Source organism: Mesorhizobium sp. M2C.T.Ca.TU.002.02.1.1 (assembly GCF_003997225.1).
On the sequence record NZ_RZTO01001338.1, the window covers coordinates 1 to 880 of the forward strand.

Below are 880 nucleotides of genomic sequence, written 5' to 3' on the forward strand. Positions count from 1 at the left end.
GGCGAGGACAAGACCGAAAAGCAGGTCGCCGATGTCGAGAACCTGATCCGCCAGGAGGTCGACGCGCTGCTGGTGTCGCCGAAGGAATCGGCCGGCCTCACCGGCGTGGTGCAGCAGGCGATCGATGCCAAGATCCCGGTTTTCGTGCTCGACCGCAACGTCGACACCAAGGACTATACGCAGTTCGTCGGCGGCGACAACAAGCTGATCGGCCGGGCGGCGGGCGAATATGCCGTCGAGCTCCTCGGCGGCAAGGGCAAGGCAGCCGGCAACGTCGTCGAGATCTGGGGCGGCATGGGCACGCAGCCGGCGCATGACCGCCATGACGGCTTCCATGAATTCACCGACAAGGAGCCGGGCATCAAGTACCTGCTCGACCAGCAGTCGGGCGACTGGAAGCAGGACCAGGCCTACAACATCATGGCCAACGCGCTGAAGACCAACGAGAAGATCGACCTCGTCTACGGCCACAACGATCCGATGGCCTACGGCGCCTATCTCGCGGCCAAGGACGTCGGGCGCGAGAAGGGCATCAAGTTCATCGGCATCGACGGCCTGCCCAACGAAGGCGTGCAGATGGTGAACAAGGGCGAACTGACGGCGACCTTCACCTATGTCACGCCGGGGGCCGAGGGCCTGCGCCAGGCGATCAAGTTCCTGAACGGCGAGAAGGTCGAAAAGACCATCACGCTGCCGACGGAGAAGGTCACCAAGGACAACGCCGCCAAGATCCTGAAGGACGACGGGCTCTAGGTTCTTTTGACAATTCCGAACGGAAAACCGCTGCGCACTTTTCCTGGAATTGCGTGAAGCCTGAAATCCCCTGCCGGGCCACGCGCCCGGCAGGGCTTTGCCCAGGCGCGAGGTGCTCGCGATAGCT

General features: G+C 63.2%; 1 protein-coding gene. It reads left to right on the forward strand.

The genetic code is table 11. The features are described from left to right. On the forward strand, nucleotides 1-753 hold a 753-nt coding region (locus EOD07_RS35955), incomplete at its 5' end, for a substrate-binding domain-containing protein (RefSeq protein WP_127238481.1). Nucleotides 754-880: the final 127 nt, after the last annotated feature.